The organism is Novosphingobium sp., from assembly GCF_037133355.1.
Lineage (GTDB): Bacteria > Pseudomonadota > Alphaproteobacteria > Sphingomonadales > Sphingomonadaceae > Novosphingobium.
In genome coordinates this window covers 59116-83407 of the sequence record NZ_JBAXOI010000008.1, presented here as the reverse complement: position 1 = coordinate 83407, position 24292 = coordinate 59116, and the positions used below count along the sequence as shown (strand labels likewise).

Annotated in this window: 24 protein-coding genes; 11 read left to right on the top strand and 13 right to left on the bottom strand. The window is 65.7% G+C overall.

Going from position 1 to position 24292, the window contains the following annotated elements:
* Nucleotides 1-46: 46 nt before the first annotated feature.
* Nucleotides 47-709 carry a heme exporter protein CcmB gene (gene ccmB / locus WCL10_RS09980; protein WP_336895485.1) on the bottom strand — a complete coding sequence of 221 codons (663 nt, stop codon included), beginning with the start codon at nucleotides 707-709 and terminating at the stop codon, nucleotides 47-49.
* Entirely contained in the window at nucleotides 706-1296 is a 591-nt protein-coding gene (gene ccmA, locus WCL10_RS09975; RefSeq protein WP_336895484.1) for a heme ABC exporter ATP-binding protein CcmA, read from the bottom strand. The genes ccmB and ccmA overlap by 4 nt, the downstream gene beginning before the upstream one ends.
* Before the next feature lie 44 nt (nucleotides 1297-1340).
* Here ccmA and WCL10_RS09970 point away from each other — a divergent pair, with 44 nt between their 5' ends.
* Nucleotides 1341-1640: a 4a-hydroxytetrahydrobiopterin dehydratase gene (locus WCL10_RS09970; protein WP_336895588.1), complete on the top strand. Its 300-nt coding sequence runs from the start codon at nucleotides 1341-1343 to the stop codon at nucleotides 1638-1640.
* A 5-nt stretch (nucleotides 1641-1645) separates the two neighbouring features.
* Here WCL10_RS09970 and WCL10_RS09965 read toward each other — a convergent pair whose 3' ends face one another.
* Nucleotides 1646-2965, bottom strand: a complete 1320-nt coding sequence (locus WCL10_RS09965) for an APC family permease (RefSeq protein ID WP_336895483.1) — start codon at nucleotides 2963-2965, stop codon at nucleotides 1646-1648.
* A 174-nt stretch (nucleotides 2966-3139) separates the two neighbouring features.
* Here WCL10_RS09965 and WCL10_RS09960 point away from each other — a divergent pair, with 174 nt between their 5' ends.
* Nucleotides 3140-3691 carry a hypothetical protein gene (locus WCL10_RS09960; protein WP_336895482.1) on the top strand — a complete coding sequence of 184 codons (552 nt, stop codon included), beginning with the start codon at nucleotides 3140-3142 and terminating at the stop codon, nucleotides 3689-3691.
* Nucleotides 3692-3704: 13 nt separating this feature from the next.
* On the opposite strand, the gene WCL10_RS09955 is transcribed toward WCL10_RS09960, so the two are convergent.
* From WCL10_RS09955 to WCL10_RS09945, 3 genes are read right to left on the bottom strand one after another with little or no spacing between them, the layout of a single operon-like run.
* On the bottom strand, nucleotides 3705-5018 hold the full coding sequence (locus WCL10_RS09955; protein WP_336895481.1) for an APC family permease: 1314 nt from the start codon (nucleotides 5016-5018) through the stop codon (nucleotides 3705-3707).
* Nucleotides 5019-5025: 7 nt separating this feature from the next.
* Complete coding sequence (locus tag WCL10_RS09950) at nucleotides 5026-5829, bottom strand: SDR family oxidoreductase (RefSeq protein WP_336895480.1); 804 nt, start codon at nucleotides 5827-5829, stop codon at nucleotides 5026-5028.
* Between the two features lie 36 nt (nucleotides 5830-5865).
* Nucleotides 5866-6483: a DNA-3-methyladenine glycosylase 2 family protein gene (locus tag WCL10_RS09945; protein WP_336895479.1), complete on the bottom strand. Its 618-nt coding sequence runs from the start codon at nucleotides 6481-6483 to the stop codon at nucleotides 5866-5868.
* A 120-nt stretch (nucleotides 6484-6603) separates the two neighbouring features.
* Between WCL10_RS09945 and WCL10_RS09940 the strand changes: the two genes are divergently transcribed.
* Nucleotides 6604-6921: a ferredoxin gene (locus tag WCL10_RS09940; protein ID WP_336895478.1), complete on the top strand. Its 318-nt coding sequence runs from the start codon at nucleotides 6604-6606 to the stop codon at nucleotides 6919-6921.
* Between the two features lies 1 nt (nucleotide 6922).
* Nucleotides 6923-8272: an ectonucleotide pyrophosphatase/phosphodiesterase gene (locus tag WCL10_RS09935; protein WP_336895477.1), complete on the top strand. Its 1350-nt coding sequence runs from the start codon at nucleotides 6923-6925 to the stop codon at nucleotides 8270-8272.
* A 59-nt stretch (nucleotides 8273-8331) separates the two neighbouring features.
* On the opposite strand, the gene WCL10_RS09930 is transcribed toward WCL10_RS09935, so the two are convergent.
* The 5 genes from WCL10_RS09930 to WCL10_RS09910 all read right to left on the bottom strand — a co-directional run bounded on the left by WCL10_RS09930 (nucleotide 8332) and on the right by WCL10_RS09910 (nucleotide 13664).
* Nucleotides 8332-9999, bottom strand: a complete 1668-nt coding sequence (locus WCL10_RS09930; RefSeq protein ID WP_336895476.1) for a formate--tetrahydrofolate ligase — start codon at nucleotides 9997-9999, stop codon at nucleotides 8332-8334.
* Between the two features lie 322 nt (nucleotides 10000-10321).
* A complete protein-coding gene (locus WCL10_RS09925; protein ID WP_336895475.1) occupies nucleotides 10322-10816 on the bottom strand; it encodes a DUF427 domain-containing protein in 495 nt (164 codons plus the stop codon).
* A gap of 111 nt (nucleotides 10817-10927) precedes the next feature.
* On the bottom strand, nucleotides 10928-11851 hold the full coding sequence (gene argC, locus WCL10_RS09920) for an N-acetyl-gamma-glutamyl-phosphate reductase (RefSeq protein ID WP_336895474.1): 924 nt from the start codon (nucleotides 11849-11851) through the stop codon (nucleotides 10928-10930).
* Nucleotides 11848-12201 carry an SH3 domain-containing protein gene (locus tag WCL10_RS09915; protein ID WP_336895473.1) on the bottom strand — a complete coding sequence of 118 codons (354 nt, stop codon included), beginning with the start codon at nucleotides 12199-12201 and terminating at the stop codon, nucleotides 11848-11850. Before WCL10_RS09915 ends, argC begins: the two co-directional genes overlap by 4 nt.
* Before the next feature lie 53 nt (nucleotides 12202-12254).
* Complete coding sequence (locus tag WCL10_RS09910; protein WP_336895472.1) at nucleotides 12255-13664, bottom strand: leucyl aminopeptidase family protein; 1410 nt, start codon at nucleotides 13662-13664, stop codon at nucleotides 12255-12257.
* Between the two features lie 118 nt (nucleotides 13665-13782).
* On the opposite strand from WCL10_RS09910, the gene map reads away from it, so the two are divergent.
* From map to glnA, 3 genes are all read left to right on the top strand, one after another.
* The gene (gene map / locus WCL10_RS09905) at nucleotides 13783-14619 is read left to right on the top strand and encodes a type I methionyl aminopeptidase (RefSeq protein WP_336895587.1); all 837 of its coding nucleotides are present in this window, start codon (nucleotides 13783-13785) and stop codon (nucleotides 14617-14619) included.
* Between the two features lie 457 nt (nucleotides 14620-15076).
* Entirely contained in the window at nucleotides 15077-15415 is a 339-nt protein-coding gene (locus WCL10_RS09900) for a P-II family nitrogen regulator (protein ID WP_336895471.1), read from the top strand.
* A gap of 94 nt (nucleotides 15416-15509) precedes the next feature.
* Nucleotides 15510-16919 carry a type I glutamate--ammonia ligase gene (glnA, locus tag WCL10_RS09895; RefSeq protein ID WP_336895470.1) on the top strand — a complete coding sequence of 470 codons (1410 nt, stop codon included), beginning with the start codon at nucleotides 15510-15512 and terminating at the stop codon, nucleotides 16917-16919.
* Nucleotides 16920-17108: 189 nt separating this feature from the next.
* On the opposite strand, the gene WCL10_RS09890 is transcribed toward glnA, so the two are convergent.
* Entirely contained in the window at nucleotides 17109-17516 is a 408-nt protein-coding gene (locus WCL10_RS09890) for a hypothetical protein (protein WP_336895469.1), read from the bottom strand.
* A gap of 569 nt (nucleotides 17517-18085) precedes the next feature.
* Here WCL10_RS09890 and WCL10_RS09885 point away from each other — a divergent pair.
* From WCL10_RS09885 to WCL10_RS09875, 3 genes are read left to right on the top strand one after another with little or no spacing between them, the layout of a single operon-like run.
* Nucleotides 18086-18583, top strand: a complete 498-nt coding sequence (locus tag WCL10_RS09885) for a CHAP domain-containing protein (RefSeq protein ID WP_336895586.1) — start codon at nucleotides 18086-18088, stop codon at nucleotides 18581-18583.
* Nucleotides 18584-18633: 50 nt separating this feature from the next.
* The gene (locus WCL10_RS09880; protein ID WP_336895468.1) at nucleotides 18634-19590 is read left to right on the top strand and encodes a cupin domain-containing protein; all 957 of its coding nucleotides are present in this window, start codon (nucleotides 18634-18636) and stop codon (nucleotides 19588-19590) included.
* Nucleotides 19587-20321, top strand: a complete 735-nt coding sequence (locus tag WCL10_RS09875) for a class I SAM-dependent methyltransferase (protein ID WP_336895467.1) — start codon at nucleotides 19587-19589, stop codon at nucleotides 20319-20321. The genes WCL10_RS09880 and WCL10_RS09875 overlap by 4 nt, the downstream gene beginning before the upstream one ends.
* Before the next feature lie 9 nt (nucleotides 20322-20330).
* Here the strand turns inward: WCL10_RS09875 and WCL10_RS09870 are convergent, their stop codons facing one another.
* Nucleotides 20331-22622, bottom strand: a complete 2292-nt coding sequence (locus WCL10_RS09870) for a bifunctional diguanylate cyclase/phosphodiesterase (protein ID WP_336895466.1) — start codon at nucleotides 22620-22622, stop codon at nucleotides 20331-20333.
* Between the two features lie 240 nt (nucleotides 22623-22862).
* Here WCL10_RS09870 and WCL10_RS09865 point away from each other — a divergent pair, with 240 nt between their 5' ends.
* Entirely contained in the window at nucleotides 22863-24287 is a 1425-nt protein-coding gene (locus WCL10_RS09865) for an aldehyde dehydrogenase family protein (protein ID WP_336895465.1), read from the top strand.
* Nucleotides 24288-24292: the final 5 nt, after the last annotated feature.

Below are 24292 nucleotides of genomic sequence, written 5' to 3'. Positions count from 1 at the left end.
AGGGGGGCAAGCAGGGCTCGGCACAAAAATAGGGACAGTCCCTATTTTATTCCCGCCCAGCCCGGATCGCCCCCGCAGCCGCAAAGGGCGCGATTGCCAGCGCGGCCATGCTGGAGGCCGCCAGCAGCAGCAAGCCGCCATCCCCGCCCGCCTGGAGCGAGCCGGCGCCGAAGATCAGCAGGGGCACAGCGAGCGGGATCGCCAGCAGCCCGCCCAGCGCCGCGCCCGCGCGCAAGCCAGCCGTCAGCGCCGCGATGGTCACGCCGATGGCGGCAAGGCCCGGGGTGCCCAGCAGCAAGCCCACCTCAACCGTCCAGAGCTGCGCGCCGTTCAGATTGAGCAGCCCCGCCGCAATCGGCGTGGCGAGCATCAGCGGTACACCGAAGCTTAGCCAGTGCGCCGCGATGCGCAGCACCATGAGCGCTTCTTCGGCGATCCCCCGCAACGCCCACTGATCGAAGAACCCGGCTTCAAGATCAGGTTCCACAAGCCGGTCGAGCGGCAGGATCGCGGCAAGCAGCGCCGCCACCCAGATCACCCCCGCGCCGGTGCGCGCCAGCAGCTTGGCATCGGGTCCCACCGCGAACGGATAGAGCATTGCCACGGCAAGAAAGAACAGCAGCGGCAAAAGCGCCCCGCCCCGCCCCGGCGCGCCCATCAGCAGCAGCGAGAGATCGCGCCGGAAGATCGTCCACAGCGAACCGATCATGGCATGTGCTCAAGCAGGGAGAGCGTACGCAGCCGGTGAAGTCCGAGCGGCTGGTGCGAGGCGATCACCGCGATGCCGCCGAGCGCGCGGTGCGCCTCGATCGCGGCCTGCGCACTTGCCCCCCAATGCGTGTCGAGCCCGTTCAAGGGCTCGTCAAGCAGCCAGATCCGCGCGCCGCTGGCCGCGAGGCGCGCGAGCGCGGCGCGCTTGCGCTGACCGGTGGAGAGAAAGCGCACCGGCACGTCGAGCAGGTCTTCGAGCCCGAAATCGGCGCGCGCCTCACCGCCCCCCGTCTTCGCGGACTGGTCGATGCTGCGCCAGAAGGCCAGCGCCTCGCCCAGCGGCTGGTGGGCATCGAGTGCGGGCCGCTCGTCAGACAACGCGCGCAGGCCATCATGCTCCACATGGCCATTGTAGGGCCGCAGCAGCCCGGCCAGAATGCGCATGAGGCTCGACTTGCCGATACCGTTGGGCCCGGCAAGCTGCAGCGCCTCTCCGCCGTTGAGTTCAAAGCCCACGCCCCGGAACAGCAGCCGGTCACCGCGCCGGCAGGCAAGATCATAGGCGGCAAGACGGCACGGTTGCATCGCCTCTGCCGATAGGGGAAAGCGGGCGCACTGCCAAGGAGACCATACAAATGGCGATTGCCCAACTCACCCAAACCGAACGCGCCGCCGCTCTCGCGGCCCTGCCCGCATGGACCCTGCGCGACGACGGCCTCGCGATCACCCGCACCTTCCGCTTCGCCGATTTCGCCGAGGCCTTTGGCTTCATGACCCGCGTGGCGATCCTGGCCGAGAAGGCCGATCACCACCCCGAGTGGTTCAACGTCTATAACCGCGTGGAGATCACGCTGACGACGCACGATGCGGGCGGGCTGAGCACGCGCGATGTGGCGCTGGCGGGGGCGATTGACGGGTTTGGAGGCTGACGGCGCTAGCCACTCGCCGCCGCCGCTGCGCGGATCGAGCGGGAAGCCGACCAGCGCACGACAAGGCCGATGGCCATGGCAAGCGCAAGGCCGGTCCACGCTGAGAGGGAAACCTGCACGATCAGCACGAGGCAGGCGATAGCCGCGCTGGCTGTCGTGACGATCACGAAGCCGGAAACCGGCAGGCCGCGACGGACCAGCACGACCGGCAGCGATGCAACGCAGCCGAGATAGATCAGCATCCGTGCGGCGACCGAAAGCGCTGCCAGCGCCGTGAAGCCGCCGCTCATCGCCAGCAGCGTGATGACACCGACCGCCACGTACACCGCGTTGCGGGGAAGCCCGGTTTCAGGGCGGATCATGCCGAACCAGCCCGGCAGCGAACCCGTTTGCTGCAGCGCAAGGATGCGGCGCGAGACGAACAGCGTCGAGACGATGGTGATCCCGATGATCGAAACCACGGCGGTCACCAGTATCACGGTCATACCCACCGGACCCATCAGCGCGACAGCCATCGTCAGCAGCGAGGCCCTGTCCTCGACTCCCGGAACATACGCCGTGACGACATAGCCCCAGACAAGCAGGGCATAGAGCGCGACCACAGCCAGGAACACGCCGACCAGCGCGCGCGGGAAATCGCGGCGCGGATCGATGGCCTCGCCTGCAATGCACAGCGCCCCCTCAAAGCCGATAAACGCATAGATCGAGAGCATCACGGCCTGCGAGAGCGACCATTCGGTGGCGGGGCGGAAAGCTGAGGCAGACCCGATCCCGGGCAGGGCAAGACCGATGAGCAGTGCCAGCGGCAACAGCTTGGCAACAGAGATCCGCTTTATCCAGGCCGCGCTGCGCTGCGTATCGAGGAGGTTGATCCACAAGATCACGCCCAGCGCCGCAAGCACCACCCCCAGATGCGCTGTCTGCCCTGCCAACCACGGCGGCGCGGCGCGCAAAGCATAGTCCGCCAGCAGGTTCACGTTCGCCGCGACCGAGGAGGCGCCGGACAGGCACTGCAGCCAGCCGACCTGATACCCCGCGACAGGCCCAAGCCCCGCGCTGACATAGAGCAGCGGACCGCCCGTCGCTTCGAACAGACCCGAGAGCCGGGCAAAGACGAGGACGATGGGCAGCAGCGCCATTCCCACCCCGAACACGATGAGCGGAACCCACGATCCGGAAAAATGCGCGACCGATCCGGGCAGCGCGAAAATCCCCGCTCCCAGCATCCCGTTGAGGATCACGGCGGCCAGACCCCAGAGCCCGAGACTGCGGACAAGCTGGCCAGAGCCGGCAGGCGCAGCTGTGCTCGCCGTCGTTTCGTTCATCGTGCACCACTCCGCATGCCTGCATGCCGCTCTTTGAGCATAACGAGCGGCGGGCGGAGGACCATCGGCCAAATCATCCACTATGGTTCGAACCACCAGACCGCTCCGGCGAAGAGGCCGGCGCGCAGATGCACGGTTGCCGACAGGCGGAATTGCGGCCATTCCCTGATGCCGATGGAGCCGCCGCCGGAGCAGATCGCGATACGCTTCAACACATCAGCGGATGTTACATACTGCGTGTGCTGCGCGATTGGCTTTCCCGGTCTGCTCTGGGCTGCCATCTGGGGCTTTGCCGATCTTCAGCTGAAAGACCTCGGCGGCATGCGGCTTCAGGCTATTGCCGAGTTGGCGTTCACCCTTATCGGCCCCTTTGGTTTCCGGTTCATCGCGGGGATTTTCGCCTTGATAGCCGGCGCAGTAGGCCTTGGTGCGGCGTGGCGCCTCGGGGACCGCCGTCCAGCCCTCATCGCGAGCGCGTCCGGGCTGGTCTTTCATCCAAGCCTTTACCGACGACCCCTGTCGTGGTCCGAGATCGACAGGATCAGCCTCACCCAAGGCGGGGCGACCCGGTTCCGCTTCGCTCTGCGCCGATGGAATGTTTCGCTTTACGCACCTGTGCCCGGCAAGCGGATCGATCTGGCGCTGGTTGCCTGCGGCTTGTCGTACGGCCGAGCCGAGGACAATCTGCTGCTGATGCGGCGATGGCAGCGGGAAGCTCGTTGCTAGTCGACCTGGCCCCTCACCCGGCCGCAGCGCCCTCCGGCGCGATCGCCTGCGCAGCGATCCATTTGATGACAAAGCCGATGGCAACGGCCGCCGCGAGGCTCGCCCATGCCTTGAGGTCGCTTTGCGCAATCAGCAGCAGGCAAATGGCGAGCGCAGCGGCCACCGTCACGGTCATCCCCGCAGACACCGGCAGCCCGCGCCGCCGCCGCACCACCGGCAGCGCGGCTGCGCAGGCAAGATAGACCACCAGCCGCGCCGCGACCGAGAGCACCGCCAACACTGCAAAGCCGCCACTCATCGCCAGCAACAGGGCGACCGCATACGTGAACACCACCGCGTTGCGCGGAATGCCGGACCCCGGGTGGATCACGCCAAACCAGCGCGGCAGCGTGCCGATCTGCTCGAGCGCGAGGAGGCGGCGCGAGGTGTTCATGGGGGTGGTGATCACATTGCCGAGGATCGACATCACCGCGGTGCAAACGATGACCCCTGCGCCGATCGCACCGGCAAGCACGGTGGCCATGGTGAGGAGAGAGGCCTTGTCCGCCGCCCCCGGCGCATAGGCGATGGCCACATAGCCCCAGGCCAGAGCCGAATAGAGCGCCACGGTAGCAAGGAACACGCCGACCAGCGCGCGGGGAAAATCGCGCTGCGGATCATGCGCCTCGCCGCCAAGGCACAGCGCGCCTTCGAAGCCGGTGAAGGCATAGACCGAAAGCAGGATCGCCTGGGCGAGCGACCACTCGCTGGCGGGAAGCAGCGCGGGTCCGTACGCCACGGCAGGCAGCGCGAGCCCCGCGAGCAGGAACAGCGGCAGCAGCTTCGCCACCGAAATCAGCTTGATCCAGCGATCGCTGTTGCGGACTTCCAGCAGATTGACCGCAAAGGCGAGGCCGATGGCTGCCAGCACCACCGCGCCATGCGCCAGCGCCCCGGACCATCCGGCGGGAGCAAGGCGCAGGACATAGTCGGCGAGCACATTGGCGTTAGCCGCAGAGGCTGCCGTCGTAGCCAGGCATTGCACCCAGCCGGCCTGAAAGCCCGCCGTCAGCCCGAAGGCCTCGCGCACATAGATGATCGGGCCGCCTGTCTCGTCAAACAGGCCGGCGAGGGCGGCAAACAACAGGACCACCGGCAGGAACGCGAGGCCCACCCCTAAAATCACCAGCGGTGCCCAAGAACCCGCGAATTGCGCGACCGAACCCGGCAGCGCAAAGATGCCCGCCCCGATGATCCCGTTGAGGATGAGTGCGGCAAGCCCCCACAAGCCGAAGCCCCGGATAAGCTGGCCTTCGGGCGCAGGGGATATCGTTCGGGTGGTTGCCAAGGGGCCCCTAACCCCCCATCGGCCGCCCGAGGCCGCTGACCTGCTTACGCAAGGCCCCCGGCATCCAGCGCGCGGCAAAGGCGAGTTTCTTCGCGGTCTTGCCCACCAAGGTGTGAACCTTCTGGCCATGGACGGCTGCCCAGGCCGCATCGGCGACAGCGCTGACCGGGGTGATTTCCAGCCCGGCGGATTTCACCTGCTCGCGGATATCCGCGTTCGAGGCGCGGTTGGGCGCGTGATCGAGCAGCGGGGTTTCGATGAAGCTCGGCATCAGATCGCGCACGATGATGCCGTCTTCCTTCCATTCGCCATCCAATGATTCAGTGATCGAGCGCACGCCGAACTTGGTTGCCGAATAGATCGAGCCGCCGGGCACGCCGTATATCCCCGCCGCGCTCGCGGTGTTGAGCAGGCACGAGCCCGGCGCGGAGGCCTTGAGCCACGGATAGGCCGCCTGCGCGCCGAAAATCACGCCCTTGAGATTGATATCGAGCGTGCGCTCCACTTCCTCGGTGCTGCAATCGATGATCCGCCCGCCGATGGGAATGCCGGCATTGTTGAACACCACGTCGATCTTGCCGCCCGAAGCCGCCGCGCAATCCGCAAGCGCCGCATCCCAGGCCGCCCGGTCACGCACATCAAGCTTGTGCTGCGAGGAAAAGCCGGCCGGGATCAGCGCGGCGGTGCCGGCCATGCCGTCCTCGTTGATATCGGCAATGCCGACAAACCAGCCCTCACGCCCAAAGCGCTGCGCCACCGCGCGCCCGATGCCCGAAGCGCCGCCGGTGATGAAGATCGTTTTCTGGCCCACAACCTGACACCCTTGTTGGTCTAGTTGGAGTTCAGACTACAGCGCCGGATTGTTATAGCAATGCCACGTGAAGATCGCCGCCGCGCCCCGGTGCGGGCGCCAGTCTTCGGCCATGGCCCGCGCCGCCTTCTCGTCCGGCCGATCTGCCAGACCCAGCAGCTTGGCCATGCCCGCCTGCACGGCAAGATCGCCCGCCGGCCAGATATCGGGCCGTCCCTCGGCAAACAGCAGGTAGATTTCCGCAGACCAGCGGCCGATGCCCTTGATCTTCGTAAGCTGGGCAATCGCCACTTCATCGTCGTCTGGCAGCGAATGGAGATCGAGTTCGCCCGTCACCACGAGTTCGCACAAGCTGCGCGCGTAGCCCTGTTTCTGGCGCGAAAGGCCGCAAGCGCGCAGCGCATCGAAATCGGCTTCGAGCAGATCCTGCGGCGGCATGGCATCGCCCAGGAGCGCCTCGAGCTTGTTCCAGACCGACGCGGCGGCGGCGACGCTGACCTGCTGGCCAACGATCGTGCGCAGGAGCGTGGCATAGCCCCGCGCGCGGATGCGCGGCTCGGGATAGCCGACCCGGGCCACGGCCTCGCCGATCAAGGGGGTCTTCGCGGCGATATGATCGAGACCTGCGGCAATCTGACTGGCAGTGAGGCCCATGACGTCCGGCATTCCTTTTCAGGCCTGGACCCGCTCGGCACCCTTGCCAAAGCGGCCCTCGCGCGATAGCAGCCCCGGGCGATGGGCGACAGGGGTGTTGCCCGCCAGGAGACCATGTCGATGCCGAAGCTTGTTGTGGTAAACCGCTCGGGTGCAGAATCCACCGTCGAGGCCAGTGCCGGCCTTTCGGTGATGGAAGCCATCCGCGACAACGGCTTCGACGAACTTCTCGCGCTGTGCGGCGGCTGCTGCTCGTGCGCTACGTGCCACATCTATGTGGACCCGGCCTTTGCCGACAAGCTGCCGAAGATGAGCGAAGACGAGAACGACCTGCTCGAAAGCTCGGATCACCGCACTGATACTTCGCGTCTTTCGTGCCAGATCCAGCTGACCGGCGACCTCGACGGGCTCAAGGTCACGATCGCGCCGGAAGACTGAGATGGCCCGCGCCTTGCGCCTCGCCCTCGCGCTGCTCGCATCGACGGCAGCCACGGGCGCGGCGCATGCGGCGCCCGTCCTGCTGATTTCGATCGACGGGCTGCGCCCCGCCGACGTGCTGGAGGCCGAAAAGCGCGGCCTCAAAGTGCCGAATCTCAGGCGCTTTCTGGCCGAAGGCACTTTTGCCACCGGCGTAGTCGGCGTGCTGCCGACGGTGACCTTCCCCAGCCACACCACGCTGATCACCGGCGCCGCTCCCGCGCGCCACGGCATCGTGAACAACCTCACCTACGATCCCATGCAGATCAACCAGAGCGGCTGGTACTGGTATGCGGCGGACGAGCAATCGCCCACCTTGTGGGACGCCGCGCAGGAAGCCGGGCTGACAACGGGCAACGTGCACTGGCCGGTTTCGGTCGCGGCGCGCCATGTCACGTGGAACCTGCCGCAGATCTGGCGCACGGGGCATGAGGATGACCGCAAGCTGGTCGAGGCCCTGTCGACGCCGGGCCTGACGCGCGAGCTCGGGGCCCTGGCCGGCATGCCTTATGCCGACGGCAAGGCCGAAGACCTCGCCGCCGACGTGATCCGCACCCGCTTCGGCATGGCGATGATCGCAAAACATGCCCCCGGCTTCATGACGATGTACCTCTCGGCGCTTGATCACACGGAGCACGAGACCGGGCCGGGTTCGGCCGAATCGCATGCCACGCTGGAGTCGATCGACGGCCTCGTCGGCAATCTCGTCGCCGCCGAACTCAAGGCGCATCCCGATGCGGTGATCGCGCTTGTGAGCGACCACGGCTTCGCGCCTGTCGACACCGTGATCAATCTCTACCGCCCGTTCATCGACGCCGGGCTCGTCACGCTGGGTGCGGACGGCAAGATCGCGCGCGCCGAGGCGACGCCGTGGGGCTCGGGCGGCTCCTTCGCGATCCGCCTCGCGCGGCCCGATGATGCCGCACTCAAGGCCAAGGTCAGCGCGCTGCTCGACAAACTCGCTGCCGATCCCGCTGCGAAGATCGAGCGGGTGATCGCCGCGCCCGCGATTGCCGATCTGGGCGGCAACCCGGACGCAAGCTTCTACGTGAACCTCAAGATCGGCGCAGTGGCAGGGCCATTTGTTAACGGCAATCTGCCGCTTGCCTTCCCTTCGCCGGTCAAGGGCATGCATGGCTATTTCCCCGCCGCCCCCGAAATGCGCTCGACGTTCATGGTCATGGGCAAGGGCGTCGCCAAGGCGCGCTCGCTGGGCGAAATCGACATGCGCGCGATTGCGCCGACGCTGGCCAACGTGATGGGTGCGGCACTGCCGGGCGCGGAAAAGCCGCCGATCGATCTGGCGAAGTAAGGGCTGCGAGGTCGCGCATCCTCACCCCGGTGGGAGTGTGAGGCTTCGCGCAGCGGGCGCTAGAACAGCCCCTCGATCCGCCCTTCGCCGTCGATGCGGATGCCTTCGGCCATGGGCACGCGCGGCAAGCCGGGCATGGTCATGATTTCCCCGCAAACCGCCACCACAAAGCCTGCTCCTGCCGAGAGCCGCACCTCGCGCACCGAAATCACGTGGCCGGTGGGTGCACCAAGCGCGGCGGGGTCGGTTGAAAAGCCGTACTGCGTCTTGGCGATGCACACCGGCAGCCCACCGTGCCCTTCGGCCTCCCACGCCGCCAGCTGCGCATGGACCGCCGGATCGGCAATCGCGGATTCGGCGCGGTAGATGCGGGTGGCGACGGTGTTGATCTTCTCGAACAGCGGCAGCGCATCGTCATAAAGCGGGGCGAACTGGGTGGGCGCCTCGGCCATCGCAACCACGCGCTCCGCCAGATCGACCGCGCCGGCGCCGCCATCGGCCCAATGCGTGCAGACCAGCGCTTCTGAACCATGCGCGGCGGCGATCGCCTGGATCGCGGCGATCTCCTCGTCGGAATCGGTATGGAAGCGATTGATCGCGACCACTGCGGGCACACCGAACTGGCGCACATTCTCGATATGCCGAGCAAGGTTGACCCCGCCGCGCCGCACCGCCTCGACATCGGCAGGTGCCAGCGCGGTCTTGGCGACGCCGCCGTTCATCTTGAGCGCGCGGACCGTGGCGACGATCACCGCCGCGGCGGGCTTGAGCCCCGCCTGACGGCATTTGATATCGAAGAACTTCTCTGCACCGAGGTCCGCCCCGAAACCCGCCTCGGTCACCACATAGTCGGCCAACCCAAGCCCTGCGCGCGTCGCGCGGACCGAATTGCAACCATGCGCGATATTGGCGAACGGGCCGCCGTGGACCAGCGCGGGATTGCCCTCCAGCGTTTGCACCAGATTGGGTTTGATCGCCTGCGCCAGAAGCACCGCCATCGCGCCGTCGGCCTTCAATTCGCGCGCGGTGACGGGGCGGCCTTTGCGGGTATAGCCGATCACGATCTTGCCCAGCCGCGCCTCGAGATCCTCAAGATCCTCGGCGAGGCACAGGATCGCCATGACTTCGGAAGCAACTGTGATGTCGAACCCGGATTCGCGCGGGAACCCGTTGGCGCGCCCGCCCAGCCCTTGCGCAATATCGCGCAGCGCGCGGTCGTTGATATCGAGCACGCGCCGCCACACGATCCGCCGCACATCGAGATCGAGCGCATTGCCCCAATAAACGTGGTTGTCGATCATCGCCGCAAGCAGATTGTGCGCGCTGGTGATCGCATGGAAATCGCCGGTGAAGTGGAGGTTGATATCCTCCATCGGCACAACCTGGGCATAGCCGCCGCCGGTCGCCCCACCTTTGGTGCCGAAACATGGCCCCAGCGAAGGCTCCCGCAAACACAGCATGGTGCGCTTGCCGATCCGGTTCAGCGCGTCGGCAAGGCCGACCGAAGTGGTGGTCTTGCCCTCGCCCGCCGGAGTCGGGTTGATCGCGGTGACGAGGATCAGCTTGCCAGGCGCCTTTTCGGCGCTGCCTTCGAGCAGGGCCAGATCGAGCTTGGCCTTGTAGTGGCCATATGGCTCCACCGCCGCAGCGGGGATACCCGCGCGCTCGGCGATCTGAAGGATGGGCCGAAGCGTCGCCGCGCGCGATATCTCGATGTCTGATGGCATTGGGTCAATTTACCCAGCGCGCGGCGCAGAGCAAGAGTCCTTAGCGGCCTTGAACAGGGTCAGGCCTTGAATCAAGATCATCCCAAATGGTAGGTTTCAAGTATTCTGTGCGAGGCCGTTCTAACAAATGATAGTTTTTGTTGAATTTCTCAACTGGTTCAATGGCTGGAATCTGTGGCCGGTCGTTTCAGCCCTCATCCTCTTGGCATTCGCGGTGTTCCCAATCGCTGTGATCACGGCAATTTGGGATAAATGGTTTCGCAGCGACAACTAAACCCCGCGTTGGCGGTTCGGGATGATCGCTCAGAAACGGCGGACCCGCCTACCAGCCCCTGCTGCCCGGCCCGCCCTTGAACGGCCCCGCCACCGCGCTGGTGATCCACCCACCGTAGAACTCGCCCGGCTGGGGCACCACAGTCTCGCCGTTCACGCTGCAGCGATCAAACGGGGCGGCATAGAAGGCGACGTGATCCTTGAGCCCCAGAAAGCTCCGCGTCGGGTTGGGATAGCTCCAGCCAACACGGGGCAGAACCTCGCCCTCCACCACGACATCCCAGTACACCGCCGCGCCCTTCCATTCGCACAGCGAGGTGCCGCTCGCACGCCGCAGGACGCCGGGTGCGATGTCGTCGGGGTGGATGTAGTAGCTCGGCGGGTGACTGGTCTCGAGCGTCTGCACCGAGCGGCGGGTATCGGCGATGATCTGCCCGCGATGCTCGATCACCACATGCGCGGTGCAGGCCCGCGCCACGGCAGGGCGGGGATAGTCCCACACGCTTTCCTGGCCTGGGAGGATGGGATCAGGCTTGGGCCACATATCGCTTCTCTTCCGTTCGTGTCGAGCGAAGTCGAGACACGAAGCACGGCGCCAGGTGTCTCGACTTCGCTCGACACGAACGGACAAGTAGGCGGCAAAGGCAAGGTGGCTTTAGAGGCGCAGGCCCGCCGTCTCCTCGAGTCCGCTCATCAGGTTGAGGCTCTGCACCGCCGCGCCGCTCGCGCCCTTGCCAAGGTTGTCGAGCACCGCGACCAGCCGCGCCTGCCCACCATCGGCGCTGCCGAACACGTAAAGGTCGAGCCCGTCGCGCGGCGCATCGGAGCGGCGCAGGAGAAGTTCATCCGGCACCTCGCTCCGCACCCGCACCAGGGGGCTGCCGGCGTAGAAATCCGCAAGCGCCGCGCGCAAGGCATCGGGCGCCGCTGCGCCGGGTATGGCGGCGAGCGGCACGGGCACTTCGACGACCATGCCGCGATGCGCCGGAACCACCGCCGGCGCGAAGATCGGCGGATGGGCAAGGCCGGCATGGGCCTGCATCTCGGCCACATGCTTGTGCCCGAGAGCGAGGCCATAGGCGCGAAAGGCTATGTCGGGATCGGCTTCGAACCGCGCGATCAGCGCCTTGCCGCCGCCCGAATAGCCCGAGACGGCGTTGACCGTATATGGCCAGTTCGCCGGCAGCAGTCCGGCGCGCAGAAGCGGCACGAGCAGGCCGAGGAACCCGGTGGGATAGCAGCCGGGATTGGAGACGCGCTTGGCCGCAGCCACAGCCTCGTGCCCTACGATCTCGGGAAAGCCGTAAGTCCAGCCCGGCGCCACGCGGTGCGCGGTTGAAGCGTCGATCACGCGGGTGCGGTCATTGGCAATCAGCGAAACCGCCTCGCGCGCGGCATCATCGGGCAGGCACAGGATCGCGACATCGGCGGCATTGAGCGCCTCGGCGCGCGCCTTGGCATCCTTGCGCTCGGCATCACTCAGGGCGATCAGGCTGAATTCATCGCGCCCTGCCAGCCGCTCGGCGATTTCCAGGCCCGTGGTGCCCGCCGCGCCGTCGATAAAGACCAGCGTGGTCACGGCTCCAGCGCCTCCAGCGGAAGATAGCCGACGAGGCCATGCTCGCCCTGCTGGCCCCAGCCCCAGCCGCCCGCGCTGTCGAGCAGGTTGAAGGTCTCGCCCGCCGCCAGCGTGCCGATCAGCTCGGCGCCCTCACGCCCGGCCGCGAGCAGCGTCGCGCCATGTGCGCCAACTGTGCGCGGCATCGGCACGGCGTAGTGCGAAACGAATATCTGCCCCGCATAGCGCACATGCGCCAGATCGCCGCGGACCGCACGGGTATGCGCGGCACCATCGCTTTTGGGCGCGGGGCCGGTTAGCGCATGGGCGCGGGTCTGGGCGGGCAGAGTCAAGTCGGTCTCGGCAGTCACTGGGCGTTCCCGGAAGGCGAAGACCGGGCGCTTAGAGGCATCGGGCTCCGGGTTCAAGGCGCAGCAGTCCCCGCCCCCTCAGCGGCAAAGCGCGCCAGGATCAGCCCCCATGCCGCGCGCAGCCCCAGCGCCTCGCCCCCCTTGGGCCGCCCGGGCTTGCCCGCAGGCCGCCAGGCAAAGGTATCGAAGTGCGCCCAGTCGACGCCTTCGGCCACAAACCGGTCGAGGAACAAGGCCGCTACCGTAGCCCCGGCGAACCCGCCCGAAGGGCTGTTCTGCAGGTCCGCCACATCGGATTTGAGCATCTCGCGGTAGCCATCGTGGAGCGGCAGGCGCCAGCACGGATCGTCGCGTTCGAGGCCCGCGGCGATCAACCCCGCCGCCGTCGCATCATCACGCGCGAACATTGCCGGCAGATCGGGCCCCAGCGCAACGCGCGCGGCGCCCGTCAGCGTGGCGAAATCGATCAGCAGTTCGGGCCGCGTCTCGCAGGCGCGGACCAGCGCATCGCCCAGCACCAGCCGCCCCTCGGCATCGGTGTTGGTGATCTCCACCGAAAGCCCTGCGCGCGAACGCAGCACATCGCCGGGGCGGAAGGCATTGCCCGAGATCGCATTCTCCACCGCCGGGATCAGCAGGTGCAGCCGCACCGGCAGCCCCGCGCCCATGACCAGACCGGCCAGCGCCAGCGCATGCGCCGCGCCGCCCATGTCCTTCTTCATCAGCGCCATGCCCGAACTCGGCTTGATATCGAGCCCGCCCGAATCGAAGCACACCCCCTTGCCCACGATGGCAAGGCGCGGATGCGCCGGATCGCCCCATTCGAGCTCGATCAGCCGCGGCGCATGGCTGCGCGCCGCCGCCCGGCCCACGGCATGGACCATGGGATAACCCTGCTCCAGCGAATCGCCGCTCACCACGTGGACGCTCGCATGATGCGCCTTGGCCATTGCGCGCACCTCGGCCTCGAGCTGCGCGGGGCCCATGTCCTCGGCGGGCGTGTTGACCAGATCGCGCACCGTCATCACGGCCGCCGCTTCGGCCAGCGCAATGGCCATGGGGCGAAGCGCGCCCGAAAGCAGCAGGCGCGGGCCGGTAGATGCGGCCTCACCGCGATATCGGTCGAAGCGGTACTGCGCGAGGAGCCAGCCGATCAGCGCGGAGCCCACCTCGCCGCCCGCAAGGCGGTAGGTGCCCGCCGTCAGCCGCTCTGCCAGGGGGGCAAGGCACCAGGTGCCCAGCTTCGCCGCATCGGCCACCCCGCCGACTGCGAACCATCCCTCGCCATCGGGCACGATCGCGGTCTCCCCCGCGCCGCCCTCGAAGCCTTGCCCCGCAAGCATCGCCCGCTGGCTTGCCGTCAGCGCGGCGAGCCAGGCCGGCAGGCCCGCCTTGTCGACAATGTGGAGCGGCGTGGCCTTCTGGCCGCGATCGGGCTGGATCAGTGCATCAAGCGGGTTCATCGTGGCCGCAATCCTAGCCGCAGCTTCGCGGCAAGTGCGAGCGGAAACTGCACCACGCGAAATGCACACCCGCGCGGGCCATCTCGCAATCGGCGCGCAAAGCCGCTACATGACCGCGATGACCGAGTATGTAATCGCCGACGATACCGATGTCCTGCCGCGTGACGGGACGATCAAGCTGCATGGGCCTGCGGGCTTTGAAGGCATGCGCAAGGCCGGGCGCCTTGCCGCCGAGATCCTCGATGCGCTGGTGCCGCTGGTGCGCCCCGGCGTATCCACCGCCGCGCTCGACGATGTGGTGCGCCAGATGACGCTGGACGGCGGCGCCGTGCCCGCCACGCTGGGCTACCGCGGCTACACCCATTCGTGCTGCATCTCGATCAACCACGTGGTGTGCCACGGCATCCCTTCGGATACGCGCGTGCTGCGCGACGGCGACATCGTGAATATCGACGTGACCCCGCTGCTCGATGGCTGGCACGGCGATTCCAGCCGCATGTACCTCGTCGGTGATGTGCCGCTGAAGGCGAGGCGCCTGGTCGATGTGACTTATGAGTGCCTGATGATCGGCATCGCGCAGGTAAAGCCCGGCGCAAGGCTCGGCGATATCGGCGCGGCAATCCAGGCCCATGCCGAAAAGCATCGCTACGGCGTGGTGCGCGAATTCTGCGGGCATGGCCTCGGCCGATTGTTCCACGATGCGCCCGAAGTGATCCACGCCGCGCACAAGGGCACCGGCCCCGAACTGCGCCCCGGCATGTTCTTCACGATCGAGCCGATGATCAACCTCGGCAAGGCGGGGGTGAAGCTGCTCGAAGACGGCTGGACGGCAGTGACCCGCGACCGCTCGCTCTCCGCGCAGTTCGAGCATTCGATCGGCGTGACCGAAGAGGGGTGCGAGATTTTCACGTCGAGCCCGGCGGGGCTGCACCGGCCGCCTTACGCGGGGGAATAAGCGCCTCCGTCAGCGCTTCGCGCTGCCACCTCTCCATTTGTGCTTCGCAAAAATGGAGAGGACCAAGAAGCAGTCCTACTCTTTCCCTCTCCATTTTCACGAAGTGCAAATGGGGAGGTGGGCCGCCGAAGGCGCATCGGAGGGGTTATCTTTCTTCCCGAGCAGCGAAGGTGGAGAGGTCAGCTGCCCAAAAATCAGGCAACCCTTGCGCAAATCTTGTGCAACAATCGCCCCCGCGCACGCAACTTGCGCAATGCCGTGCCGGGCGCATGGCTTGCAATCTTGCCGAAGCGGCGGATTTCCTGCTTTCGCGCCGCCCGTTCATGGCCTAGTGATGCTGGTCTCACGCGTGGCACGATTCTTGGATAACTGATCCGGAAACGGGCTACGTACGAATACCAACCGCCGGCAAGGCCTAGTGCCCGGAGCCGGCCCCTTGCCTGCAGGGAATGATCGAGTGAAAAAGGTTGAGGCGATCATCAAGCCCTTCAAGCTGGACGAGGTGAAGGAAGCGCTGCACGAAATCGGCGTTTCCGGCATCACCGTCACCGAAGCCAAGGGCTTTGGCCGGCAGAAGGGCCACACCGAGCTTTATCGCGGCGCCGAATATGTCGTGGATTTCCTGCCCAAGGTGAAGCTTGAGGTCGTCGTAACCGACACTCTGGTCGACCGCGTGGTCGAGGCGATTGCCGCCGCCGCGCAGACCGGGCGCATCGGCGACGGCAAAATCTTCGTCTTCGCTGTGGAAAGCGCGCTGCGCATCCGCACGGGCGAGCGCGACAACGACGCGATCTGAGTTCAATCCGGAGGCGGCCGCAGGGCCGGCGGCTTCCCCCACAATCCACCCCTGAGCGCTCCGAAACAGACCGGAGCCAGTTAAAGGACCAGCGATGGCTATTGCAAAGGACATTCTCGCCCGCATCAAGGACGAGGAAATCGAATGGGTTGATCTGCGTTTCACCGACCCCAAGGGCAAGTGGCAGCACCTCACGATGGTCTCCACCGTGCTCGGCGAGGACGAGCTGGAAGACGGCCTGATGTTCGACGGTTCGTCGATCGAGGGCTGGAAGGCGATCAACGAGTCCGACATGATCCTCAAGCCCGACCTCAGCGCGGTCTATGTCGATCCTTTCTCGGCCACCCCGATGATGATCATCTGCTGCGACATCGTCGAGCCTTCGACCGGCGAGCTCTATGCCCGCGACCCGCGCTCGACCGCCAAGCGCGCCGAAGCCTTCGTCAAGTCGAGCGGCGTGGGCGACACCGTCTACGTCGGCCCCGAAGCCGAGTTCTTCATCTTCGACGACGTCAAGTTCTATGACGGCTACGACGGCAACGGCTTCCGCATCGACGATATCGAGCTGCCGACCAACTCGAACAAGGACTACGACGGCGGCAACCTCGCCCACCGTCCGCGCGCCAAGGGCGGCTACTTCCCGGTCGCTCCGGTCGACAGCTGCGTCGACATCCGCGCCGAAATGGTCCGCACCATGATCGACATGGGCCTGCCCTGCGACAAGCATCACCACGAAGTGGCCTCGGCCCAGCACGAGCTCGGCCTCACTTTCGGCACGCTCGTCCAGACCGCCGACCGCATGCAGGTCTACAAGTACGTCGTCCACCAGGTCGCGCAGGCCTATGGCAAGACCGCGACGTTCATGCCCAAGCCGATCAAGACCGACAACGGCAGCGGCATGCACACCCACATCTCGATCTGGGATGGTGGCAAGCCGCTCTTCGCCGGTAACGGCTATGCCGGCCTTTCGGACATGTGCCTCTACTTCATCGGCGGCGTGATCAAGCACGCCAAGGCCCTCAACGCCTTCACCAACCCGACCACCAACAGCTACAAGCGTCTGGTGCCGGGCTACGAAGCCCCCGTGCTGCTCGCCTACTCGGCGCGCAACCGTTCGGCCTCGTGCCGCATCCCCTACGGTTCGGGCGCCAAGGCAAAGCGCGTGGAATTCCGCTTCCCCGACGCGATGGCCAACCCCTACCTCTGCTACTCGGCGCTGCTCATGGCCGGCCTCGACGGGATCAAGAACAAGATCCACCCGGGCGAAGCCATGGACAAGAACCTCTACGATCTGCCCCCGGCCGAACTCGCCGAAGTGCCGACCGTCTGCGGCTCGCTCCGCGAAGCGCTGGACGCGCTGGTCGCCGACCACGACTTCCTCCTCCAGGGCGGCGTATTCACCAAGGACCAGATCGAAGCCTATATCGAACTCAAGTGGCCCGAAGTGATGCGCTGGGAAACCACGCCGTCGGCCGTCGAGTTCGACATGTACTACAGCGCCTGATTTTTTCAGGGGCTGGGTTTCAGGAATGGGCGCTCGGGAAACCGGGCGCCTTTTTCTGTTAGGAGGGGCCAGAAAAGCCCCCTCCTCTTCAGAGGAGGGGGTTGGGGGTGGTGGCTGTCCGCCCAAACAACAGTCTCAGAAAAAACATGCCTCCAGCGGGCAAGTGCCATCGGCCCTTGCATCCCCAACCTAGCCAACCTTGGAATGGCGCGTTCTGGTGGGGAAGCGGTCGTCGGACATAACCTCGATGACCACCTCGAACAAAACGTCATCTGCCGCGTTCAAGCGAATGAACTGGATAGTCTTAGTTGCAGCCGCCACTGGCTCCATCGGCTCATTCGATACGTCTAGAATAAGATCGAGCGCCGCGATGTAGCCCTGCGGAACGACCCGAAATCCATCCACGCCAAATACTCGGCGGTTCCCTCGAACAGCAGCCTCGATCTGTCTCACAGCGTCGTCAGCTTTCAATAAATCGTTTAGCATCAATTTGTTTCCTGGTTCGGGCCAGTCATCGTCGCTAACGCTAAGACTCCAGCAGCCTTTCGGCAACAACGTCCGCAAGTGGGGCGCAAACAGCCATACGAAGCTGTCCACGTGGCTTATTGCCCAAATCGAGCCGGCAAAGAGCCTTCGGCCCATCACCTCCCTTCGTCATGGCGAGCACAGCGAAGCAATCCAGAGCCGCGCAGAGCCGCCCTGGATTGCTTCGCTGCGCTCGCCATGACGAACCGGAAGAATTTGGGCGAAATCCGCCAGCCACCACCCCTCATTTTCCTACACCGCCCAATTCTGGCATACCCTTGCGCGGCCCCGAACGGCCTCGCTCTTTGTCATAGTCGATCAAAACCGGTCACAGGCCCGAGGTGTGTCACCTGTCCGCCCTCGGAGGTTCTCTCGTTTTAAATCAAAGCCTTGTCCGAGAAGTCGAGGGTGACACAGTGTAACCCTGTGTAACCCCCAAACCGAACCCCAACCCTGAACGACGGCGATGCAAGGAGACTGCCCCATGCCCGCCGGAGGCATCGAACGCCCGCACGCTTGTTCCCTCCCAACTGCAATTTTCCACAGCACCGCATGGACTCGGGATGAACGGAGATGGCCGCAGGATGAACGGAAGCGCCCCGGACTCCTCGAATCGGTTCAAATCCTTAGTCATGCTGCATATGCTAAAGAACGTGGTCGCAGCCCTTCTCGCACTCTTCTCGCTCGCAGCGATGCCCTCACCGGCGCAGGCCCGCCTTCAGTGCGTGACTTATGCGCGGCAGATTTCCGACGTGCAGATCAGCGGCAACGCGCGCGATTGGTGGAGCAATGCCGAGGGCCGTTACGAGCGCGGTCAGGCGCCGAAGCCCGGCGCGGTGCTCGCTTTCGCCGGAACCCGCTCGATGCCTTATGGCCATGTCGCGGTCGTCAGCAAGGTGGTCGATGACCGCCATATCCTGATCAACCACGCCAACTGGTCACGCCCTGGCATGGTCGAGCGTGGCGTGATGGCGGTGGATGTTTCCGCCGCCGGCGACTGGAGCGAAGTGCGCGTGTGGTACGCCCCCACCCGCTCGCTGGGCCTACGCCCAAGCGCGGCCAGGGGCTTCATCTATCCCCGCCGCAATCTGGACGGGGCCGTGACGGCCAGCGCCGAGACCGCTGCCAGCGCTGGTTGATGCCGTTTGCGGGTAGGCAAGCCCGCTCCGATTTGCCAACACATCGGCCCATGCTGAAACCGCTTCTTGCCGCAGCCGCGCTGCTTTCGTGCTCCGCCGCCGCTGCGCAGCCCGCCTCTGATCCGATGCCGCCCGCCGCAAAGGCGATCATCGATCACTACCACATGCAGAACATCCCCCACGAAGGACCGTGGTTCCTGCAGACGCACAAGAGCGACGACGTCATCGAAGGCGCACTGGCCGAGCGCTATCCCACGAAGCGCTGGGCCTATACCGCGATTCTTGCGCTCTTCACCCGCAGCGATTTCTCCGCGATGCACCGCCTCGCCACCGACGAGATGTGGCACTTCTACGGCGGCAGCCCCGCGCAGATCCTGCTGCTCTATCCCGATGGCCACGGCGAGAAGCGAATCTGGGGCAGCAATGTGCTGAAGGGCGAAGAGCCGCAGATCCTTGTGCCGCGCGGCACATGGATGGGCGCGCGTCCCCTTGGCGATACGAAAACCGCCTGGAGCTTCGGGGGCAACACTCTTTCTCCGGGCTTCGAGTACGACGACTACGAGCCCGGTTACCGCGACGAGCTTACCGCGCTTTACCCGAAGTTCGCTGCCGAAATCACCGAACTTACGCGCGCCGAATCCGCCAGCCGCCCGGCGGGTAAAGCCAGCAAGGCCGAACCGGTGCCCCCCATCGCGGTTGAGGAACTCGTCGGCCGCACCGCGCCGCAGCGCTCGCAGGCGATCAGCGTCGCGCGTTTCGTCATGCAGAAAGGCGCGGCAATGCCGATGATGGTGACCCGCGAAGGGCACGAAGTCATGGTCGTCAGCGCCGGCAAGGGCCGCGTCACCATCGGCGACAAGGCGCAGGATGTGGCACAGGGTTCGGTGGTGCTGCTGCCCCCGGGCGTGCCGCACAGCATCGCGGCTGACACACGGCTGGAGTTCACCGTAAGCGTCACACCCGCCTGGCAACCCTCGGACGTGACCGTCCTGCCGGTCAAGCCATGACCGCCCAGAAGCGACATTACGACGAGTTGCTCGCCGAGCATTACAGCTGGATGGCCGGCAAGCCCTACGCAGCTGTAGTCGCCGAGCAGGAAGCGCTCCTGCGCGATCTTGGCATAGCCGCGCCCGGACGCTGCCTCGATCTCGGCAGCGGCTCAGGTTATCAGTCGCTCGCGCTGGCGCAGATGGGGGCGAGCGAGGTGCGCGCGCTCGATACCAGCGCGAAGCTCCTTGCCGAACTTGAAGGCCGCGCCGCAGGTTATCCGATAACCTGCCATCTCGCCGATATCACCGCGTTCGATGCGGTGGTGGCAGGGCCCTTTGACACGATTGTATGCATGGGCGACACCTTGCCTCATCTCGAAAGCCGGGCGGATGTCCGGCGCATGCTGACCGCTGCCAGCGCGGCGCTGGCCCCCGGCGGGCATCTCATCCTGTCGTGGCGCGATATGGCCCGCCCGCCGGAGGGACTCGACCGGTTCATTCCGGTGCGCACCAGCGACGAGCGCATCATGCTCTGCTTCGTCGAGGATGCAGGGGACGGCGTCATGGTCCACGATCTGGTGTTCGAAAAGGGACCAGATTCCTGGTCCCTGGCGAAGAGCGCTTATCCCAAGCTAAAGCTGCCGGTCGATGATATCCGCTCGGCGCTTGCAGGGCATGGCCTCCTTGTTGCCAATCCGCTCACGATGCGCGGCATGACCGTGCTTGCCGCCAGCCGCCCACTCGGCTGAACCGGCATCTTACGAAGCGCGCAGCAGCCGCGCGGCGACTTCTTCCTCCGCAAGCAGACCGCGCGCGTCTTCGGCCGGCAATGCCGCCCAGAACAAGTAGCCCTGCACCAGCTCGCAGCCTGCGGCCTGCACCAGCAGCCGCTGCACTTCGGTCTCCACGCCTTCGGCCACGACCTTCATCCGCAGCGTTTTGCCGAGCGTGACGATCGCGCAAAGGATCGAGTGGGCATCGCGGTCGCGCTCGATGTTCTGCACGAACGAGCGGTCGATCTTGATCCGGTCGAACTGGAACGAGCGCAAATACGACAGCGAGGAATAGCCGATCCCGAAATCGTCGAGCGCCACGCGGATGCCCATGCGGTTCAATTCGCGCAGCACGCCGATTACATGGGCACTGCGATCGAGCATGACGCCCTCGGTCACCTCGAACACCAGCCGCTGCGGGTCCATCCCGGTCTCTTGCAGCAGCCCCGCGAGCATCGGGATGAAATCCCCCGCCATGATCTGCAAGGGCGAGAGATTGACCGAAATGTCGCAGTCGGGCCAGTTGCGGCACTCGGTGAAGACATGGCGCAGCACCCAGGTGCCGAGCGGGATCATCAGCCCGCCCTGTTCTGCAATCGGCACGAATAGATCGGGGCGGATTTCGCCGCGCTCCGGGTGGTTCCACCGCAGCAGCGCCTCGAACCCGCGGATCTCGCCGCTGCCGGTATCGACCACCGGCTGATAGGCCACCGAAAGCTCGCCGCGCGTGATCGCGAGGCGCAGTTCCATTTCCATTTCGCGGCGCAGCTTCACGCTCGCATCCATGTCCGGCGTGAAGCGGCGGTAGCGTCCGCGTCCGCGCTGCTTGGCGCGATAGAGCGCGATATCGGCGCGGCGCAGCAGCTCGCCCGGGTCCTCGCTCTGCTCGGGCCCCCAGCTGATCCCGCAACTGACCGAGACCTCAAGCGTATTGCCCGAGATCACGAACGGCTGGCGCATCAGTTTCATGATTTTAAGGCCAAGCTTGTCGGCCGCCGCCGCGCCGTCGTTGCTTCCATGGAGCAGCACGAACTCGTCACCGCCGAAACGGGCGATAAAGGCCTCGCGCGGCAGCACCTCGCGCAGGCGGTGAGCGACCTGGCGGACCAGTTCGTCGCCCACGTGGTGGCCCATGGTGTCGTTGACCAGCTTGAAGCCGTCGATGTCTATATAGGCAACGAAGAGGTTGCCTTGCGCCTGGCCACCGCTGAATTCGCCCAGCAGCGTGCGCAGGCGCTGCATGTAGTAGACCCGGTTGGGCAGGCCGGTCATGGCATCATGCAACGCGTTGTGCTGCGCCTGCGCCTCGCTTGCCTTGAGCTCGCTCGCGGTCATGCGCATGCGCCGCACGATCACCGCGCCGCCGGCGACGACTCCGAGGAAGAAAAGGATGAAAGTGGCGAGCACCGGCGCGGTGCGTTGCACGATCTTGGGACCCGGGACTTTGGCGGTCCAGGTGATCCAGCCGATGTGATCGCCGAACGCGGTATTCAGCGGCACCGCGTTGGCCTGACCGATCTCAGCCTGATCCGGCTTGAAGCTGATGTCGGCGAGAACGAGGTCGCTGCCCATCTTGGTCAGGATCGAACCGTCGAGGTAGCGCACTGTGGCGACGTAGTTGGGCTCGCGCCGCAGCAGGCTGTAGTCGTTGTCCGGCACGATCGCGACGACAGTGAGGAAGGCCGGGCGGCCGCGGCGCAGCACTGCAGTCGCGGCCCAACGGTTGAGCGGCTGGCCCGATCCGGCGACCGGCCATTCGACATCCGCCAGCTTCTTCATGCTCTTGACGCGTCCACCCAGCGGCACGTTCATCTTGGCCCGCGCGATCAGGTCTTCGACATGCCAGCGCACTTCCTGATAGCCGGCGTCCCCGGTCGGGCGCCCTTGCGCCCAGCCGTGGACCAGCGAACCATCCGGCCGCACCAGGAACATCGCGTCGGTCTCGAGGTTGTTCCACACGAAGTCGCCGAGGAAGTGGTCTGCCCAGGCTTCATTGTCGCTGAGCACTGCATTGCGCATGGCATCGTCCCAGGTCAGCTGGACTTTCTGCGCCGTGACAATCGAGCTGCCGATCTGATCGAGATAGCGGGTCACCAGAACGCGCTCGTCCTCGCGCGCGAGTTCGTCGGCAATGCGAGTCGAGCGGGAGAACACCGCGACCAACAGCGCGGAAAGCGCGATCAGTGCGAGAAAGGTCGCAAGTGCGATCCATCCCGTGCGCAGATTGCGCACTGACGGCCGCCCACCGGCGCCGCGCTTGATCAATTTCAGCCCCATCGCATCGGCCTTAACGAGCGGATGGAAAGAAACGGTTAGCAACGGCTACGCAGACCCAAGAAGAACGCCATCAGATCGGCTTCTTACGAAGGTTAGCACGGTCTTGCCGCCTCGCCGCGGCCCCATCGCAGCGCGCCCGTTTGATCGCTCGCCAAATGCGTTGCAATCGCGTACCTGTCTTGGCATCGTCCGATCCGAACCACAAACGTTCGGCAATCCAACTATTCCGGGAGAACACCGATGCGCGAGCATCTGCAGCACTACATCAACGGCGCATGGGTCGACAGCGAAGGCGGCAAGCGTCACGAAGTGATCAATCCCGCGACCGAAGAGGCCTGCGCAGTCATCACGCTCGGCAGCCAGGCCGATGTCGACAAGGCTGTTGCCGCCGCCAAGGCTGCTTTCCCCGCCTTCGCCGCAACGCCGGTCGCCGACCGCAAGGCAATGCTCGAGCGCATCCTGGCCGAGTACAAGAAGCGCATCCCCGATTTTGCAAAGGTGATCAGCGAGGAAATGGGCGCGCCCATCGGCTTTGCCGGGACGGCGCAGGTTGGGGCCGGCATCGGTTATATCCTCGGCACGCTCGAAGCCCTTGAAGGCTTCGTATGGGAGCACCCGGTGCCTGGCGCCAATGCCCGCTTCGTGCACGAACCGATCGGCGTGGTTGCAGCGATCACGCCGTGGAACTGGCCGCTCAACCAGATCTGCGCCAAGATCGCGCCCTGCATCGCCGCGGGCAACACCGTTATCCTCAAACCTTCGGAAGAGTGCCCCTCGAACGCGGTGATCATGGCCGAAGTGATGCATGCCGCAGGCGTTCCCGCCGGCGTGTTCAACCTCGTGCAGGGTGATGGCCCGGGCGTCGGCGTCGCGCTCACCGTCCACCCCGATGTCGACATGGTGAGCTTCACCGGATCGACCCGCGCGGGCATCCAGATCGCCAAGAACGCGGCCGATACCGTGAAGCGCGTCCACCAGGAGCTGGGCGGCAAGTCGCCCAACCTCGTGCTCGAAGACGCAGACTTTGCCGCGACCCTTCCGGGCACGCTGCAGGGGATCGTCGCGAACACCGGCCAGAGCTGCATCGCGCCCACCCGCCTGCTCGTGCCCAAGGCGCGCAAGGCGGAGGCGGAAACCTTTGTGAAGAACTACTTCGCGGCGGTGAAGGTCGGCAGCCCTGAAGAAGAAGGCACGCATATCGGCCCGGTGGTCAACAAGGCGCAGTGGACCAAGATCCAGTCGCTGATCGACACGTCGATCGCCGAGGGTGCCGAATTGCTGGAAGGCGGCCCGGGCCTGCCCGACAATGTGAACCGCGGCTATTACGTGCGCCCGACGGTGTTTTCGGACGTGACGCCGGACATGACGATCTTCCGCGAGGAAACCTTCGGACCCGTAGCCACGATCACCACCTATGACGGTATCGAGGAAGGCATCGAACTCGCCAACCGCACCGCTTACGGGCTTTCTGCCGTCGTCACGGGCGATGTCGAAACCGCCAAGGGCATCGTCGGCCGCCTGCGCGCAGGCCTCGTCGCGGTCAACCAGTGGGGCGGCGTCAAGGGCGGTGCGTTCGGCGGCTACAAGCAATCGGGCAATGGCCGCGAAGGCGGTGCCTACGGCCTGAGGGACTTCATGGAGCTGAAGACCATCGCCGGGGCGTAAGCCGA